The following is a 16148-nucleotide window of genomic DNA, read 5'->3' as shown; positions in this document are numbered from 1 at the left end:
GCATAGATTTCTTTTCGATAGGCAGGTGTGATAGTTGAGTAATGAAACAGAAATAGCCCGGCCCGCGGGAAAAAATACAAGGTGGACAATATCTGCTCTTCTAAGCACGTTCATTATCTTGAATTACTTTGACAGGGTTGCCCTTGCTGCCGCTGCTCCTGAACTTCAGAAAGCCTTTTCGCTGAGCGCTTTTGAAATGGGGCTTGTTTTTACGGTGTATAACTATGCCTATACCCTTATGCAGCTTCCGATCGGCAGTATGCTCGACAGGTGGGGAGTCAGCTGGGTGACAAGGACCGGCATGGTCATCTGGACGTTTTTGACGATCAGCCTCGTCTTTATTCAAGGCACTCTTCTTTTATACATCATCCGTTTTTTCACAGGCATCACCAGCGCGTCTGCTTTTCCTGCCGCAGCAAAAGCTACAGCCAGCTGGTTTCCTTTTCATGAGAGAGGACTTGCCAATGCCCTGTTTGATTCCTCTGCCAAACTTTCAAATGTAATCGGCGGGCCTCTTGTAGCGATATTGATCACCCTTTATGACTGGAAAACCGCTTTTTTGGCAATCGGGGCGATTAACGTGCTGTTTACCTTTGTCTTCTGGAAATATTACGACGAGCCGGACACTCACAAGAGCATATCAAAAGAAGAAATCAACTACATTCATATGTACGAAGATTCTTCAGACCTTCCTTCTTATAAAGCGGCACTTGTGCTGAAATCGTTTTTTACAAACAGAAAGGCTTGGGGGCTGATGATCGGTTTTACCGGATACGGATATACTTTTAACCTGCTGCTTCTTTGGCTTCCTACGTTCTTTAAGGAGCAGTTTCAGCTGGATTTGCTTTCCTCCGCTCTTTATACGGCCATCCCTTGGCTGATTGCCTCTCTCTCAGGGATTCTCGCTGGCGGGTGGCTTGTCGACAGCCTGATCAAGAAAGGATACGCCCCTGACAGAGTATATAAAAACATCATTGCGGCTGGACTTCTTATCGGCCTTATCTTTATCGGGTCGATCTTTACATCAAGCCCGGTCTTGTCGATGATTTTCATTTCCGTTGGCCTCGCCGGAATATCCGCAACAGCCCCAATCGGCTGGACCATTGCAGCAAAGCTTGCACCGCCCGGCACAACAGCAATCCTGAGCTCAATGGTCAATTTTGCGAACAACCTTTTCGGAGGGATCATCGCGACCTTTTTGACAGGGTACATAGTTGACGCAACAGGGTCATTTGATCTTGCTTTCATCATTGCGGCGGCCGTGCTCGTCATCGGCTTGATTTTTTACACCGTCGTTCTAGGTGATATTGAACAGATTTCTGTAAAAAGCAAAAAGCTCTGAAACATGTCAGAGCTTTTTTCATTATCCCCTTGTCACATCAATGACTTTCGTCACAACAATTGGAGACCGCTTTAATTTTTTGTAGATGAAATCAGAGATAGCCGAACTTAATTTCCGTTCAATATCATCTGCCCGATGCTGATCAACAAGAGCGGCTGCCCTCGTTTCGATTTCTCCCATAAAGCTGCTTGATTCTCTTAAATAGACAAAGCCTCTCGAAATGATTTGCGGCTTGCGGATGATTTCTTCCCCTTCTTTGAAAAGAAGAATTGATAAAATCCCGCTGTCAGCCAGCTGCTTGCGTTCGCCTAGAAGAGATGTTCCAACATCACCGATTCCGTGGCCGTCTACATAGACAGACCGTGCCGGTACTCTGCCGGCCTGGTAAGCTTTTTCTTTTGAGACATTGAGAACCTGCCCGTTGTCGAGAATAAAGATGTTTTCTTCCGGAACAAAGCAGTCCAGGGCAAGCGTCTGATGCATCTTCTGCATGCGGTACTCCCCGTGGATCGGCACCAGGAATTTCGGTTTCAGAAGCTTAAGCATCAGCTTCAGCTCTTCCTGGCCGCCGTGTCCTGATGTATGAATGTCATAAAGCTTGTTATCAATGACATCCGCCCCCGCTTTCATCAGCTTGTTGACGATGCGGTTCACGCTGAGAACATTCCCCGGAATAGGAGAAGATGAGAAGATAATCGTGTCACCTTCTTCAATATGGATATGGCGATGCTTTCCTTCTGCAATTCTGGAAAGGGCAGCAAATGGCTCTCCCTGACTTCCCGTACACAGAATGGTCAGCTCGCTGTTTTTATAGGCACTGATTTCATTAGGATCAATAAACGTGCCCTTTGGAGCATCGATGTATCCGAGCTCAAGACCGATGCCAATTGCTCTCTCCATGCTTCTCCCTGTGTAGGCAACTTTTCTTCCGCATGCGACAGATGCCTGAATCACCTGCTGAAGACGGAACACGTTTGATGCAAACAGAGCGACGATAATTCGGCCGGACTGCTTTCTGACTACGTTCAAAATATTCTGGCCGATTTTCTTCTCAGAAACAGAGAACCCGGGAATTTCGCTGTTGGTACTGTCAGATAAAAGACAGAGGACCCCGTCCTGCCCGACTTTTGCAATCTTCGACAAGTCCTGCTCAGGACCTGCCGGTGTTAAATCAAATTTAAAGTCACCCGTGTGAACCACGTTGCCCTGCGGTGTATGAATCACAACTCCGAATGAATCGGGGATGCTGTGTGTTGTACGGAAAAAGGACACGCTCAATTCACCAAGTTCAATCAAGCTCTCCTCCGTAATGTCGTGCAGCTCTGCTTCTCTCAGCAGCCCATGCTCTTCAAGCTTGTTCCGGATAAAGCCCATAGCCAGTCCCCCGGCATAAACCGGCACATTTAATTGTTTCAATAAAAACGGCACTCCGCCGATATGATCTTCATGTCCGTGAGTGATGAACAGGCCTTTTACTCTCCCGGCATTCTTCACAAGGTACGAGTAATCAGGAATGATGTAGTCAACGCCCCTTAATTCTTCATCCGGAAACTTAACACCCGCATCAACAATGACGATTTCTCCGCCATACTCAACCACATACATATTTTTTCCGATTTCGCCCATCCCGCCAAGCGGTATGATTTTTACATTTTTTTCTCTAGTCATATTTAGTCTCCCAGCAAGCTGATTGCTTATCTTAGTATCGTTTCTTCACATAGTGAACTATCTTTTCATTGTAACATAACATCATAAAAAAAAGACCAGCAGTCAGCATACGCTTCCGCCGGTCTTCCGCACTTATCCCCGTGCCCTGCCTTTTCTTTTCATGAAGAAATTATACAGGAACACAATCAAAGCAAGGACAAGAAGAATATGAATAATTCCTCCAGCAACCTTGAAAACAAGCCCGAGAATCCAAAATAAGATTAAAAGTCCAATAATCGTCCATAACATAGCGGGTCCCTACTTTCTCGTTTAGTTACGTAGTAGTTTCCCTTAAATCTGCAGAAATAAACAGGTCCTTTTTTTTACAGAAGTGCCGGCAGCATAACGGTTACCGCAGTCCCTGTTGAAACGTCACTTTCAATCCTGAGTTCACCTTCATGGAGCCTGACAATTTCCTTTACAATGGAAAGTCCAAGTCCCGTTCCTCCTGTCAGGCGGCTGCGTGCTTTATCCGTCCGGAAGAACCGCTCGCCGATATGAACGAGATCCTGTTCCGAAAGCTCGCTTCCAACGTTATGGATGCAGAAATGAAACCGGTTCTTCTCTTCTGAGAAAGAAATTCGGATCACACTTCCTTCTTCTGCGTACTTTATCGCATTGTCAATCAGATTGTAGAACACCTGCTGAATACGTTTCGGATCGCCCATGATCACAAGATCCTCATGCAAATGAAGCTTCGTCTGCAGGTTCTTTTCGTGCAGCCTGATTTCAAACAAAGCAAACGTATCCAAAAACAGCTGCGCAATGGCGATTGGCTCTGTCTTTAGCGTATACATACTCTCCTGAAGGACGTCCAGGTCAATCAGGTCATGAATCATCTTGTTGACCCGGTTCGTTTCCCGCTCAATCGTCTTTACGTAGTGCTCAGCTTCCTCAGGAGATTTGTACATCTGATGGGACAGCGCCTGGCTGTATCCTCCAATATAAGTAAGAGGTGTTCTCAGCTCGTGGACAATATTCGCAAGGAACTCTTTTTTGCGCGCCTCCTGCTTCTCAAGGGATTCGCTCATTGAATTAAACGCTCTTGCCAGTTCTCCGATTTCATCCCGCTTTGAAATCTGCAGCCGGTTGGAGTAATTCCCTCTGGACACTTCCTTTGAAAAAAGCCGGATTTCCTGAAGCGGCTGAAACAGGGAACGCCGAATCTGATTGACAGCAAGAAACAGAATCATAAAAAACATGGATCCTGCAAACAGAAGAATCGGAATGCTTCCCTCAAACACTTCCTGAAGATCAGCCAGAGGCACGTAGATGTAAATATAGCTTTCTGTACCGCTTTTTCCGGCAACAGGGAAAACGGCTCCAATGATTTCCCGCCCGAACTCTTCTACATATCCATCTTTAACAATAAACTCTTCATTCTCAAGCCTTTTTCTGTCTGACCGGGTGATGAGAGCCTGATGATTAATCTCGTACGGAAAATAAGAAGACAGATCTTCAATCTCATCAAGGACAATCACTTCATATTCAGACACCATGTTGTACCAGTGGATTTTCTCTGCGAGGTCTTCGCTGAGCGTCCCTGAGTGATAATGTGCAGCCGTTCTCTCTCCCTGAAAAATCACAGACTCTTTCACACTGTTAAAATAAAGCTCCTTATACAGAAAATGCAGAAAGAAAAAAGAGAACACAATGCTGAAAAGAATGCAGGCACCAATCAGCATCAGCACTTTCTGACTTAAATTTAATCGCTTAATCAACCCTTACACCTCAAATTTATAGCCCACGCCCCAAGCGGTCTGGATAAGATGCGCATGGTCCTTTAATTTCAGCCTCAATGTTTTAATATGCGTATCCACCGTTCTGCCTGTGCCAATATAATTGGAGCCCCATACCGATTCAAGAAGCTGTTCTCTGGTAAAAACCGTTCCTTTATTTCTCGCGAGAATCGACAAAAGCTCAAACTCCTTAAGCGTCAGCGATAGCGTTTCGCTTCCAATCATCGCCTTATAAGAAAGAGCATCCAAAACAAGCGGCCCCACCGCTGCCCTGCTGCCTGCAGACGTGCTCTGCCTTGCTCTTCTGAGAACAGACTCCACTCTCGCAAGCAGTTCTCCGGGGTGGAACGGCTTCACGATATAATCATCCCCGCCAAGTTTCAGGCCCTGAATCTTATCCCACTCTTCCCCTTTTGCCGACAGGAAAATAAGCGGAATCTCATACGCCTTTTTTAATTCCCCTGCAAAAGAAAACCCGTCCATATACGGCATCATAACATCTGCAATAATCAGATCGGGCACCTCTCTTTTCAAAAGATCAAGAGCCTCAGAACCATTTGCCGCTTCAATCACCCTGTAGCCTTCCTGAACCAGGAACGTTCTGATCAGAGACCGCATTGCTTCTTCATCATCAAGTACCATCACCGTTGTTGTGCTCATAAGAATTACCTCGCTTTTGCCTGTCTATATATTACCTCCTATTTTACCTGAAGGATGTGAAATTTTTATGAGGTTTTTGTTATTTTGGGTTTTGGTGCCTTATATTCGCGCATTGCAGGTTTATAGGGTACCATTTTGGAATTTTGGTGCCCTATATTTCCGGAGGGGCGATTTATAGGGTATTATTTTCGCTTTTTTATGCCCTGTATTCTCGGATCCCCGGTTTATAGGGTACCATTTTCGCTTTTTGATGCCCTATATTTCCGGAGTACCGGTTTACAGGGTACCATTTTTGCTTTTTGATGCCCTATATTTCCGGAGTACCGGTTTATAGGGTACCATTTTTGCTTTTTGATGCCCTATATTTCCGGAGTACCGGTTTATAGGGTACCATTTTCGCTTTTCGATACCCTATATTCCTGGAGTGCCATTTTATAGGGCACCATTTTCTTCACGTAATCAATGAACAGCTTGTAAAGAATAAAGTCGGATTTTAAAATAAGGGTTATAACATCGGCTGATACTTCTTTACTGCCCGCGAAAGTTTATAAAGAAAGTAAGGGGACTACTACAATGAATTATCTGCTTATAGGCGCAGGAGGAGTCGCCGGCAGCCTCCTCAGATATGGGCTCGGACTGGTGACACATACCTGGTACAGCGGGGGCTTCCCGCTCGGCACGCTTCTTGCCAATCTGATCGGCTGTTTTGTTCTGGGATGGTTTACAAACAGCATCGTCAAACTGAAAGTCTTTCATCCCCATATTCTCGCGGGTCTTGGCACCGGACTGGTCGGCTCTTTTACTACCTTTTCCACCTTCAGCGTTGAAACGGTGCTGCTGATGAAAGACGGCATGTTTGCACTGGCCCTTTTATATGTGCTGCTCAGCCTTTTCGGGGGTCTTTTCCTCGCGTGGTACGGATACTCACTGGGACGTTCTTTTAAAAGGAAAGGAGAGTCCGCGCTATGAACCTGCTATTGATTGCTGCAGGAGGATTTCTCGGTGCTATAGCCCGCTTTCTTTTAAGCTCCTGGATGAACAACAAAAGCAAAACAGGTTTTCCAATCGGCACATTGACTGTGAATCTTGCCGGCTCCTTTCTCCTCGGCCTGATGACAGGATACGGGCTGTCAGAAGGACTGTATTCTCTTTTTGGCATCGGATTTATGGGAGCATTCACGACATTTTCCACTTTCAAGCTCGAGAACATTCAGCTCAGAGAAAAAGAAAATCACCGTGTTCTCATTACCTACCTTTTCATCAGCTATACCGGAGGAATTTTATCAGCCTTTGCCGGCATTATGATTGGTATGAGCTAAAGGCAAGAAAGGCATCCTACCTACTGGAGGGATGTATAATGGATAAAGACCTGCAGCTATTAAAAGACGTGACGGATCCGGAAGGTCCTTCGGGATTTGAAGCGAGAATTCACAAGGTTCTTGAAGAAAAAATCAAGGCCTTCACCCCTGATTTAGTTAAAGACAAACTGGGGAGCATCACAGGAGTTACGGGCAAAAAAGGACCAAAGATTCTGATTGCCGGGCATATGGATGAAGTCGGGCTTATGGTGAAAGCCATAACCAAGGACGGGTTCCTGAAGTTTCAGACACTTGGGGGTTGGTGGGGCCATGTCATGCTTGCACAGCGTGTAAAAGTCATGACAAAAAAAGGAGATCTGACAGGAGTCATCGGTTCAAAAGCGCCGCATGTTCTGACGATTGATGAACGGAAAAACGTCCTTGAGACCAAAAATATGTTTATTGATATTGGCGCCTCAAGCAAGGAAGAAGCGGAAAGCTTCGGCGTGCAGGTCGGCGACCCCATTGCGACAATCTGCCCATTTGAAGTATTTCCAAATCAAAAGCTCCTGCTTGCCCGCAACTGGGATAACCGCGCCGGGTGTTATGTGGCGCTGAAAACCCTTGAAAAAGCGGCTGCGGACAAGAAGCATCCAAATATCTTATATGCCGGAGCCACCGTCCAGGAAGAAGTAGGGCTCAGAGGCGCTCAAACACTCGTCAATACAGTAAAGCCTGATATTTCTTTCGCTCTTGATGTTGGTGTTGCAGGAGACACACCGGGGATGAAAGATGAAGGGCATACAGAGCTTGGAAAAGGACCGCTGATCGGCTTTTTCGATGCCAGCATGATTCCCCATCTGAAGCTAAGAAACTTTGTAACAGGCATTGCCGATAAAAATGGCATCCCTTATCAAATCGATATTATGCCAGGAGGCGGGACCGACGGCGGAAAATTCCATCTCGGATATGAAGGTGTTCCTACTGTGGTTGTAAGTGTTCCCGCTAGATATATTCACAGCCATGTATCCGTTGTTCACAGAGATGACCTCGACCATGCCGCCGAGCTTCTTTTTCAGGTGATTAAACAGCTGGATGAAAAAACGGTCAGACAGCTGACTGAAATCGATGGAAATCTGCATTAAAAAAGAGAGCGCAAAGCTCTCTTTTTACAATTTGCCGCTCCGTCTTTCCAAAAACACCACATCTCTCCAAACGCCATTCATCTTTCCGATTTTTTCCCTTACACCGATTCGTCTGAATCCGGCCTTTTCATGAAGCTTCAAGCTTGAAGTATTTTCCGGGAAAATTCCTGCCTGCAGGGTCCAAAAGCCTTCCAGCTCACTGAGTTCAATGATTGCACGCAGCAGAGCTGTTCCAATCCCCTTTCCTTTATGAGCACCGGCTATGTAGATGCTCACATCTGCCACCCCTGAATAAACGCATCTTCCTGATACCGGACTCAGTGCCGCCCAACCATAGACTGCTCCGCCATGTTCAGCAACAAGCCGGCATTCTTTAGAATGGCTGCCGTCCCATTTTTCCCATTCAGGTGCTTCCGTTTCAAAAGGGGCGTTGCCGGTCGAGATGCCCTCGAGATAAATTTCTTTTACTTGTTTCCAGTGAAGAACGGTCAACTTTTTGATCTCGTACATGAAGCTCCCTCCCCCATTTAATACAAAAAAGGCCTCATCTCTGAGACCTATTCTGCTTTATGCATTTGGATACAGCCGTTTTAACGTTTCTTTCATTTCCGGCTTAACCTGGATTTTCGGGCGGACTTCTTTAGCAGTGCGCTCTGCTTCTTCAATAGAAGAAGCCATGTTAAGTGACAGGAGTGTACCGATTGCCACAGTACCTGTGCGGTTGCTGCCGCCTCCGCAATGAAAGTAGATTTTCTTTCCTTCATTGTAAGCATGTACAACCTGATGAATTGAATTTTTCACAGATTCATCCTGTCGTTCTATGTCATCTGTAATAGGGCTGTGAATACGATGGTATCCGGCTGCTGAGGAATCATCTGACTCAGACCTCAAGTCAAACACAACATCTGTCTGTTCATTTTCAGCCGCTGCGGATGCATCTGCAGCACCTCCAATATAAACACGTTTTTTAATTAGCTCATGGTAATTTTTTGACTGCATTCGCGAAGCACCCTCTTTCAATTATTCACCAGTCTTAGCAAAACGCTCGATGCGCTCGCCGATTTCATCACGAACACGCTGGAAGAATGCCCATTTCTCTTCATCTGTTCCTTCTGCTTTAGCAGGGTCGTCAAATCCCCAGTGAACGCGTTTAATGTGAGGAGGCGTTACAGGGCAATTGTCTGCTGCATGCCCGCATAGAGTAACAATCAGATCAGCATTGTTAAGGATTTCAGGATCAATGACATCTGAAGTTTGATTAGAAATATCGACTCCTGCTTCTTTCATCGCCTTTACAGCGTTAGGATTTAGTCCGTGCGCTTCAAGTCCTGCGCTTTTTACAATCCAATCCTCACCAAGATGTTTCTTTGCCCAGCCTTCAGCCATTTGGCTTCTGCATGAATTTCCAGTACATAAGAAGTAAATTATTTTTTTAGACATAGGTGCAGTCTCCTTTTAAGTAAGTATTTAGATTGTATGTTAAATAATGAGCAGCCACAGATAAAGTCCGACAAGTGTGATAAACAATGTTGGAATGGTTAAAATGATTCCTGTTTTGAAATAGGTGCCCCAGGATATTTTAACTCCTTTTAAGCTCAATACATGGAGCCATAAAAGGGTAGCAAGGGATCCAATCGGGGTGATTTTAGGTCCTAAATCAGAACCAATCACATTGGCATAAATCAATGCTTCTCTAAGTGTTCCTGTCGTATTTGTGTCAGCAATGGCCAATGCATCAATCATGACCGTCGGCATATTGTTCATGATAGAAGACAGGATGGCTGCAATAAAGCCCATTGAAATAGTTGCGGCAAACAGACCCTGATCAGCCGCTGCCTGAATGACATCAGCCAGAACGGCTGTTAATCCTGCATTCCGGAGGCCGTACACTACGACATACATCCCGATCGAGAAGAATACAATTGCCCACGGAGCTCCTTTTAAAACCTTTTTCGTATGCACGGCCGGGCTTCTTCTGGCCATGGACAAGAAGAAAACGGCGACAACACCTGCAACAATGGATACAGGGATATGAAGGAACTCGCTGATAAAGTATCCGATAAGCAGAATACCGAGTACGAACCAGGAAAGACGGAACATTTTCTCGTCTTTAATGGCAGCTTTAGGTGTTTTTAAATCCGCCAGGTCATAATTTGCCGGGATGCTTTTGCGGAAGTACAAGTACAGGACAAGAATACTCGCTCCTAAAGCAAAGAAGTTCGGCACAATCATCCGCGAAGCGTATTCGATAAAGCCAATATTAAAATAGTCGGCGGACACAATGTTTACCAGGTTGCTTACAACCAGCGGCAGCGATGTCGTATCAGCGATAAATCCGCTCGCCATGATGAACGGGAATACCATTTTTTCACTGAAATTCAAGTTCCGCACCATTGCAAGGACAATAGGCGTCAGGATGAGCGCTGCGCCGTCGTTTGCAAAAAACGCAGCCACTAGTGCTCCCAAAATCGATACATAAACAAACATTCGGAGGCCGTTCCCCCGCGCTGCTCTGGCCATATGAAGGGCAGACCATTCAAAAAACCCAATCTCATCTAAAATCAGAGAGATGATAATAATTGCAATAAATGCCAAAGTTGCATTCCAGACAATCGATGTAACGTCAATAACGTCACCAAAATCAACTACTCCAACCAATAATGCAGCTAAAGCTCCTCCGCAGGCTGACCACCCTATGGAAAGATTTTTCGGCTGCCAGATCACCAAGATGAGAGTTAAAAGAAAAATACTGGATGCTAAAAGTACTGAAGTCAATCTTTCTTCCCCTCTCTATTCACATGATATACGAAGACCCTGTGTTTCTAAATCTGCCAGTAAGTTATTTTGCTCCGGCAGGTGTTGCAGTAAACCTTTCAGAAAAGGATAAACGTCATTATCTTTATTAATTGAATAAAAAATCCATTGACCTTTTCGGTTTTCCTTCACTAGGCCGGCATCGCGGAGCTTCCTCAAATGCTGGCTGATTCCGGGCTGGCTCGTTTTAAAGATAGCCGTAAATTCGCAGACGCAGCATTCGTTCGTCTCAAGAAGCTTCATCATGGTAAGACGTGTTCTGTCTCCGAGAAGCTTAAGTATTTGAGAAACCCGTTCAATCTCAATTGTTGAAGTCACTTCCAATTTGCCAACACCTCCATGTCGAAAATCATTATATAATAAAATACTTATATAATAAAGAGCTTATATGTAAAAAGTGTGTAAATGTACGATTTGCGCTCCAATAAAAATAAGCCTGGATATGATCCAAGCCAAGTCAAAGGGCCGATTCAGACTTGCCGGCCAATACTGATTTCTTTTCAGCATGGAGAAAAATCCAAAGCATACCCATCAAAGAAAAAACAGCAGCTCCTCCCCAAAACAGATAAGAAAATCCGTTCTCAAGCTCAATGACTATGTAGCCGAGAAATGGTCCAAGCGCAGCGCCTGCATCCTGAATGACCGAGTACAAGGTTAGAAACTTGAGAGTGCCGGTGTGTTTGGCTGCGTCTATCGCAAGAGTATCGGATAAAGTGGTAACAGCTGTCGCACATAGAAGAACAGCAACGGCAGCAACAATCCAGACTTCAGCAGGCAGGTTATATGATATAAGGGAAAACGACAGCGAGCTAAAGAATAAAGACCCTATGAACAAAGGATTCCTGACTGATTTATGATCAGACCACCTGCCGATTTTCTTCGCCAGCAACGGCTCCCACATCCATCTTGCAGACTGGAGCAATCCGGATAAAAAAGTGACGCTGATGATCAGTCCTGCCAGAGAAATTTCCTTTCCAAAATGATGATTGATTAGTGAGCTTAAGGTGGCTGTAAGAACTCCCTGTATGAGAAGCGTGATGAAAAAACCGCTGACGATGATCAAAAGCTTTTGCCTATATTCAAAGCAAAAAGAAGAGATATTCTGAATCTTTTTTTCTTTTTCCGCCTGTTTTTTCTCAGAAAAACCGAGCAAAATGATGGGGATACCAATTAAAGTGATGAATCCGAAAACAATAGAAACCGCTGTTAAGCCGAAGTATGGAACGAGCAGGCCGCCAATAAGCATTCCAGCCAGACTGCCTAGACGGTAAATGCCGTTGTATGAGCCCATAGCTTCTCCCCTGCGGTTTTCATCTGAGTACAGCGCAACAGCGGACAGTCCACCGATCCGGAAGAACGACCATGCAATTCCCCACAAGCTTCTGAGGATAACCCAGGCAATGAATCCTTTAAAGAGCCCATACCCAAGCGTAGTAAGTCCACCAATACACACAGCGATAAGCAAGCCGGTTTTCAGCGGTATTCGTTTGTACAGCCAGCCTACTGCGGGTCCGACAGGCAGACGGATGAACCGGTTAATGGAAAGCAGAATGCCAACCTGCCAGATGGAATCAAGTCCCGCTTCCTTCCAGAAAATCGGAAGAGCAATATACAGCATGGAATCTCCCAGCAGACTGAGTGCCGTAATGAGAGCTGTAAGTGTGATGATGTTCTGATTTTTTGGCGTGCCGGGTTTGGCCATGCTGCCACCTCTTTACTTCTTTTTCAGCTGATCAAAAGCGAGCAGAAACTGCTGATAGCTTTCATTTCCCAAATACGTTTCCTGTGACTGAAATAGGCGTTGAAAGGTCTTGTCGAAAGCCTCCTCATCCGTGTATCCAAATGCATTCTTCATCAAATTCATATATGCAGTAAAGTACTCTTTCCGCAGTGCACCTGCATGATTAATGACCATTCCCATCACTCCGCCTTTCGGTTTAAGAACAGCAGGATTCTGTCTTGCTGTTTTTTGAAAAATTCACACTGCAAACGCCTGTTTCAGGAAGATCGAGTTCCACTTTTTCTGCTGCAGCATAGTCTCCGCACAGGTGTGCAACTACTGAGCGAACCTGTTCATATCCTGTTGCCATTAAAAAGGTTGGAGCACGCCCATAGCTTTTTGCACCGACCATATAAAAATTCTTCTCCGGCTGGCGCAATTCCTTTTCACCGTGCGGCCGGACGGTTCCGCAGCTGTGCACGTTAGGATCGATTAACGGGGATAAAGCGGAAACGCTTTCTGTTGCAGAATCGATTGATGTCCGCAGCTCGCTGATGATGCTGAGGTCCGGTCTGCTTCCCGCATTGACTATGATTTCATCAAAGCCTAACAGCTGTTTTGTTTCTCCAGATTGCGTTCCGATGATGTCAATTCCATGATCCGACTTTTTCATAGATTGGATGAAAAACGGTGTTTGGACTGCGATTACTCCGGCATTGACAAGCTGATGAACCCTGCTTCCCAAAGCCCCTCTTGCAGCAAGCGCGTCCTTCTCTTCTCCGCCGTATGCATCTTCCGCTTTCTGCTTGCGCATCACCCAGACAATATCCGTTTCAGGATGCGTTACCTTAAGTTCTGCCAGTTCAAGCAGCGCATTGACTGCCGAGTGCCCTCCGCCGATCACAGCTGTCCGCTTCTTTGCATAACGCTCCTTTTCTTTTCCGGCAATATCAGGGATTCCGTAATAGATTTGACCGCTCAATGCTTTTTCTCCGCTGTGCCAGATGCCGCTTGAAGCAGCAGGGTTTGGATTTCCCCATGTTCCTGCTGCATCAATGACTGCTTTTGCTTCGAAAATTTGAAGGTTTCCTTCTTTTTCTGCATAGATGACAAACGGCACTTTTTCCCTTCCTGCGGATTTCATCTTATCGATCTCTTTTTTCGCGATTGATATAACCTTTGTTTTCGAGTGGATAAAAGGTTTTATTTCAGGAAGATTCGACAGAGGCGCCAGGTAGTGATCAACAAGCTCTTTTCCATAAGGCAGTGCATCAAGTTCAGGCTCCTGCCAGTTATGCTTCTTAAGCAGTGCGGCCGCAGCTTTATCAATGTTATAACGCCACGGAGAAAATAATCGCACATGCCCCCAGGACAATACGTTTGCCCCCGCTTCCCCTGCTTCCAGCAGGAAAAAGGCTTCTCCCCGTTCAGCCAAATGTGCAGCAGCTGCAAGGCCCACTGGCCCTCCTCCTATGATGGCAACCGGCAGTTTCTTTTCCTTTATAATGGGCGCTTTTTCCGTGGCATTGCAGCATGTGTTCACTTTTACATCAAGTTTCATTTAAAACCCTCCTGAACTATTTTTATCATTACTTGCATAATGCAAGTATCAAACTGAAGAAATCACCCCAAAGGAGTGGTGCAGCATACGCTGGACTTCGCCATTGCTTTATTTAACAGCTTAATCGAGCGGATAACCGTTTCTTTTTCAAACTCATTCATATGCGAAAAAACCTCGTTCAAATACGTATTCATCTGATGGTCGATCGTTGTGGCTACATATTTCCCCTCTGTTGTCAGTGACAGGATATGAACTCTGCGGTCATCCGGATGAGGGGTTTTTTTCAGCAAATTCAGCTTTACCAATGACTGGACCTGTCTGCTGAAAGTGGTTATATCCGTGCCAAGCACTTCGGCCGCTTCCTGCATAGAAGGCCGGGGCATCTTATCAACTTCATAAAGGATATGGCTTTGTATTAAAGAAATCTCAATTCCTCCTGCTGTACAGCAATTCTTGTTCAGCAGCCCGAAACGGCGGGTCATGATTTGAAACAATTCACGCGTGTTTTCCATTTTTTCTCACCTCATACTTCATTTATACGCTTATTACTTGTAAAATGCAAGTGTTTTTCAAAAAATATACTGGCCTGCAAGACGATTAGTCTTTTCGGCCAGTCCCTGCACTTATAAATACTTCCTGTGAATCGCCTTCCCGTCATACGTGAACAGTACCGGTTTGCCTTCAAGCACTGACTCCATATGAACCGCACGGCCCCAGAGCTGGTGAATGTACGGCAGCACTTTTTCCAGGTATTTTAAATCAAGTTCAATGTCTTCAAACCAATGCTTCAAGTACAGCTCATTGTTTTTGAGGTAATCGCCGTCATTCACCGTAATATACGGGAATCCTCCGTTTACTCTCATATTGATCAGCTGGTCGCGGACGTGCTCCCATTCTTTGTCGACAACCTTGTAATCTCTCCCCTGCTTCTGGAAAAGATACATATCTTCACGGGTGACAAGGTCCTTCGTTAAATAGTTTCGGATAAAGGAAAGGTCTGATTCGACCTCTCGCACCTCAAACATTTTCTCCCGGCCGGAGTTCGGTTCTGCTCCGCGTCTGATCATTTCCTTTGTCGGATTATTGTACCGTTCCTCGATGTCTTCAAAGATTTTGAGACCGAGGTAATAAGGGTTGATTCCCGTCTTGGACGGCTGGACAACGCCCGCGTTGAGCTTGGCATACTCGATGGATTCTTCTGTAGAAAGATCAAGCTCCCTCAAGATCCGCTGATGCCAGAAGGATGCCCAGCCTTCGTTCATGATTTTCGTTTCAAGCTGCGGCCAAAAATAAAGCATCTCTTCGCGCATCATCGTCAGAATATCACGCTGCCAGTCTTCGAGGTCACGGCTGTACTCCTCAATAAAGAGAAGGATATCCTTTTCAGGCGCTGGAGGGAATTTTTTCTTTTTCTTTGCCCGCTCAGACTTAGGTTTGTCCTTTTGATCCAGCCCCCAAAGATCATCATAAGGTGATGCTTTTTTCACATCCTCTTCCTCTATATCCTCCATCGTCCAAGACAGCTTTGGACGCATAAGCGAAGGATCAATGTGCTCCTGAATCGCAAGCACCGCATCAAGAAATGTTTCAACCTCGGCTCTGCCATGCTCAATTTCATACTGCTTGATTCTGTCGGCCGTAGCAGCCATGCTCTCAACCATATCACGCTTTGTATTCTGAAAACGGCTGTTGTTTTTGAAAAAATCGCAGTGGGCCAGAACGTGCGCCACGATCAGTTTATTTTGGATGAGCGAATTCGTATCCAGCAAAAACGCATAGCAGGGATCCGAGTTGATGACAAGCTCGTAAATCTTGCTCAGCCCCAGATCATAGTGAAGTTTCATCTTGAAAAATTGTTTCCCAAAGCTCCAATGTGAAAAACGGGTCGGCATTCCATAAGCGCCAAATGTATAAATAATATCAGCAGGACAAATTTCGTACCGCATCGGATAATAATCGAGCCCAAATCCATCCGCAATTTCCGTAATCTCCGCAATCGCATATTCCAGTGATTTCCGGTAGGCTTCGTTCACACGTTTTCCCCCTATCTCGTCTTTAAGACAATGTATGAGCGGGAAGGGAAAAACATGAACAGACATTGCGTTCCGGTCCTTTTTCTTAGGGCGAATCGATGTTTTTTGTTGAAAAGGTAATGATTCGCT

Annotated in this window: 18 protein-coding genes; 4 read left to right on the top strand and 14 right to left on the bottom strand. The window is 45.5% G+C overall.

Annotation, left to right across the window (positions count from 1 at the left end; genetic code table 11):
* The first annotated feature begins 34 nt into the window (after positions 1–34).
* Positions 35–1342 (top strand): MFS transporter, encoded by a 1308-nt coding sequence (locus ACK1LH_RS03785; protein WP_411334541.1) that lies wholly within the window; start codon positions 35–37, stop codon positions 1340–1342.
* Positions 1343–1363: 21 nt separating this feature from the next.
* On the opposite strand, the gene ACK1LH_RS03780 is transcribed toward ACK1LH_RS03785, so the two are convergent.
* The 4 genes from ACK1LH_RS03780 to ACK1LH_RS03765 all read right to left on the bottom strand — a co-directional run bounded on the left by ACK1LH_RS03780 (position 1364) and on the right by ACK1LH_RS03765 (position 5448).
* Complete coding sequence (locus ACK1LH_RS03780) at positions 1364–3010, bottom strand: ribonuclease J (RefSeq protein ID WP_411334540.1); 1647 nt, start codon at positions 3008–3010, stop codon at positions 1364–1366.
* 132 nt (positions 3011–3142) lie between these two features.
* Complete coding sequence (locus tag ACK1LH_RS03775) at positions 3143–3298, bottom strand: lmo0937 family membrane protein (protein WP_139015520.1); 156 nt, start codon at positions 3296–3298, stop codon at positions 3143–3145.
* A 74-nt stretch (positions 3299–3372) separates the two neighbouring features.
* Positions 3373–4770: a sensor histidine kinase gene (locus ACK1LH_RS03770; RefSeq protein WP_411334539.1), complete on the bottom strand. Its 1398-nt coding sequence runs from the start codon at positions 4768–4770 to the stop codon at positions 3373–3375.
* Positions 4771–4773: 3 nt separating this feature from the next.
* Complete coding sequence (locus ACK1LH_RS03765; protein ID WP_411334538.1) at positions 4774–5448, bottom strand: response regulator transcription factor; 675 nt, start codon at positions 5446–5448, stop codon at positions 4774–4776.
* Between the two features lie 573 nt (positions 5449–6021).
* Here ACK1LH_RS03765 and crcB (ACK1LH_RS03760) point away from each other — a divergent pair.
* The 3 genes from crcB (ACK1LH_RS03760) to ACK1LH_RS03750 are packed head-to-tail and all read left to right on the top strand — an operon-like array spanning position 6022 to position 7891.
* A complete protein-coding gene (crcB, locus tag ACK1LH_RS03760; RefSeq protein WP_411334537.1) occupies positions 6022–6417 on the top strand; it encodes a fluoride efflux transporter CrcB in 396 nt (131 codons plus the stop codon).
* Positions 6414–6767, top strand: coding sequence for a fluoride efflux transporter CrcB (crcB, locus tag ACK1LH_RS03755; RefSeq protein WP_411334536.1), 354 nt, complete (start codon positions 6414–6416; stop codon positions 6765–6767). The genes crcB (ACK1LH_RS03760) and crcB (ACK1LH_RS03755) overlap by 4 nt, the downstream gene beginning before the upstream one ends.
* Before the next feature lie 38 nt (positions 6768–6805).
* Positions 6806–7891, top strand: a complete 1086-nt coding sequence (locus tag ACK1LH_RS03750) for a M42 family metallopeptidase (RefSeq protein WP_411334535.1) — start codon at positions 6806–6808, stop codon at positions 7889–7891.
* A 24-nt stretch (positions 7892–7915) separates the two neighbouring features.
* On the opposite strand, the gene ACK1LH_RS03745 is transcribed toward ACK1LH_RS03750, so the two are convergent.
* From ACK1LH_RS03745 to ACK1LH_RS03700, 10 genes are all read right to left on the bottom strand, one after another.
* Entirely contained in the window at positions 7916–8401 is a 486-nt protein-coding gene (locus ACK1LH_RS03745) for a GNAT family N-acetyltransferase (RefSeq protein WP_411334534.1), read from the bottom strand.
* 57 nt (positions 8402–8458) lie between these two features.
* A complete protein-coding gene (locus tag ACK1LH_RS03740; protein WP_411334533.1) occupies positions 8459–8890 on the bottom strand; it encodes a dual specificity protein phosphatase family protein in 432 nt (143 codons plus the stop codon).
* A gap of 21 nt (positions 8891–8911) precedes the next feature.
* A complete protein-coding gene (gene arsC / locus ACK1LH_RS03735) occupies positions 8912–9331 on the bottom strand; it encodes an arsenate reductase (thioredoxin) (protein WP_411334532.1) in 420 nt (139 codons plus the stop codon).
* A 39-nt stretch (positions 9332–9370) separates the two neighbouring features.
* Positions 9371–10666 carry an arsenic transporter gene (locus tag ACK1LH_RS03730; RefSeq protein WP_411334531.1) on the bottom strand — a complete coding sequence of 432 codons (1296 nt, stop codon included), beginning with the start codon at positions 10664–10666 and terminating at the stop codon, positions 9371–9373.
* A gap of 15 nt (positions 10667–10681) precedes the next feature.
* On the bottom strand, positions 10682–11029 hold the full coding sequence (locus tag ACK1LH_RS03725; RefSeq protein ID WP_411334530.1) for an ArsR/SmtB family transcription factor: 348 nt from the start codon (positions 11027–11029) through the stop codon (positions 10682–10684).
* 133 nt (positions 11030–11162) lie between these two features.
* On the bottom strand, positions 11163–12407 hold the full coding sequence (locus ACK1LH_RS03720) for an MFS transporter (RefSeq protein WP_411334529.1): 1245 nt from the start codon (positions 12405–12407) through the stop codon (positions 11163–11165).
* Between the two features lie 12 nt (positions 12408–12419).
* Positions 12420–12620 (bottom strand): hypothetical protein, encoded by a 201-nt coding sequence (locus tag ACK1LH_RS03715; protein ID WP_411334528.1) that lies wholly within the window; start codon positions 12618–12620, stop codon positions 12420–12422.
* Between the two features lie 22 nt (positions 12621–12642).
* Positions 12643–13986 (bottom strand): FAD-dependent oxidoreductase, encoded by a 1344-nt coding sequence (locus ACK1LH_RS03710; protein WP_411334527.1) that lies wholly within the window; start codon positions 13984–13986, stop codon positions 12643–12645.
* Positions 13987–14048: 62 nt separating this feature from the next.
* Positions 14049–14498, bottom strand: coding sequence for a MarR family winged helix-turn-helix transcriptional regulator (locus ACK1LH_RS03705; RefSeq protein ID WP_411334526.1), 450 nt, complete (start codon positions 14496–14498; stop codon positions 14049–14051).
* 111 nt (positions 14499–14609) lie between these two features.
* Positions 14610–16019 (bottom strand): SpoVR family protein, encoded by a 1410-nt coding sequence (locus tag ACK1LH_RS03700; protein WP_029567244.1) that lies wholly within the window; start codon positions 16017–16019, stop codon positions 14610–14612.
* Positions 16020–16148 lie beyond the last annotated feature (129 nt).

The organism is Metabacillus indicus (genome assembly GCF_046603695.1).
GTDB lineage: Bacteria > Bacillota > Bacilli > Bacillales > Bacillaceae > Bacillus_P > Bacillus_P indicus.
The sequence above is the reverse complement of the archived record's forward strand: the minus strand, read 5'-3'. Positions and strand labels throughout refer to the sequence as shown.

Excerpts from the sequence above, each read along its gene's own strand:
- ACK1LH_RS03780 (WP_411334540.1), bottom strand. The coding sequence starts at position 3,010 with ATGACTAGAGAAAAAAATGTAAAAATCATACCGCTTGGCGGGATGGGC.
- ACK1LH_RS03775 (WP_139015520.1), bottom strand. The coding sequence starts at position 3,298 with ATGTTATGGACGATTATTGGACTTTTAATCTTATTTTGGATTCTCGGG.
- ACK1LH_RS03765 (WP_411334538.1), bottom strand. The coding sequence starts at position 5,448 with ATGAGCACAACAACGGTGATGGTACTTGATGATGAAGAAGCAATGCGG.
- crcB (WP_411334537.1), top strand. The coding sequence starts at position 6,022 with ATGAATTATCTGCTTATAGGCGCAGGAGGAGTCGCCGGCAGCCTCCTC.
- crcB (WP_411334536.1), top strand. The coding sequence starts at position 6,414 with ATGAACCTGCTATTGATTGCTGCAGGAGGATTTCTCGGTGCTATAGCC.
- ACK1LH_RS03750 (WP_411334535.1), top strand. The coding sequence starts at position 6,806 with ATGGATAAAGACCTGCAGCTATTAAAAGACGTGACGGATCCGGAAGGT.
- ACK1LH_RS03745 (WP_411334534.1), bottom strand. The coding sequence starts at position 8,401 with ATGTACGAGATCAAAAAGTTGACCGTTCTTCACTGGAAACAAGTAAAA.
- ACK1LH_RS03740 (WP_411334533.1), bottom strand. The coding sequence starts at position 8,890 with ATGCAGTCAAAAAATTACCATGAGCTAATTAAAAAACGTGTTTATATT.
- arsC (WP_411334532.1), bottom strand. The coding sequence starts at position 9,331 with ATGTCTAAAAAAATAATTTACTTCTTATGTACTGGAAATTCATGCAGA.
- ACK1LH_RS03720 (WP_411334529.1), bottom strand. The coding sequence starts at position 12,407 with ATGGCCAAACCCGGCACGCCAAAAAATCAGAACATCATCACACTTACA.
- ACK1LH_RS03715 (WP_411334528.1), bottom strand. The coding sequence starts at position 12,620 with ATGGTCATTAATCATGCAGGTGCACTGCGGAAAGAGTACTTTACTGCA.
- ACK1LH_RS03710 (WP_411334527.1), bottom strand. The coding sequence starts at position 13,986 with ATGAAACTTGATGTAAAAGTGAACACATGCTGCAATGCCACGGAAAAA.
- ACK1LH_RS03705 (WP_411334526.1), bottom strand. The coding sequence starts at position 14,498 with ATGGAAAACACGCGTGAATTGTTTCAAATCATGACCCGCCGTTTCGGG.